This is a genomic window from Mycobacterium shunyiense, assembly GCF_058270035.1.
Map to the genome: position 1 here is coordinate 1 of NZ_JBZDPT010000038.1, position 661 is coordinate 661.

Sequence of the window (661 nt, forward strand, 5' to 3'; positions counted from 1 at the left end):
GACTCGGCTCAGCGGTTGTCGGCTGTGGGTGTGCTTGATGCTGCTGATTGTGCTCGGTTGGATGAGGTTGGTCATCGGGCGGTGTTGATGCGGCCGGTGGTGGAGTCTTCGGTTCCGGCGTTGTTCGGGGTGCAGGTTGCTCGTGCTCCGGAGGCGGTGGCGGTCAGTTTTGATGGTCGTGTGTTGTCGTATCGGGAGTTGGATGAGGCGTCGAATCGGTTGGCGCGCTTGTTGATTGCTCAGGGTGCTGGGCCTGGCCGGTCGGTGGGCTTGTTGATGGGCCGGTCGGTTGATGCGGTTGTGGCGATCTTGGCTGTGTTGAAGTCGGGTGCGGCGTATCTGCCGATTGATCCGGTGGTGCCGGATGCGCGGGTGGAGTTCATGCTGGCTGATGCCGCGCCGGTGGCGGTGGTGACTACTGCTGTGTTGGCGGGGCGGCTTGGCGGGTGCGGTGTCGCGGTCATCGATGTGGCTGATCCTCGGATTGAGTCTCAGTCCAGTGCTGTGTTGCCGGTGCCGTCGCCGGACGATATCGCGCACATTATCTATACGTCGGGGACGACGGGGACGCCGAAAGGTGTTGCGGTTACGCATCAGAACGTGACGCGGTTGTTCGACGGTATGGATGTGGGTGTCGAGTTGGGGCCGCAGCAGGTGTGGT

The 661-nt window shown here is 62.5% G+C and carries 1 protein-coding gene; it reads left to right on the forward strand.

Features of this window, described 5'->3' with window-relative positions; all coding sequences use genetic code 11:
• The coding region (locus AC4ELS_RS21260) for an AMP-binding protein (RefSeq protein WP_499049167.1) at positions 1-661 on the forward strand (661 nt) is incomplete at both ends.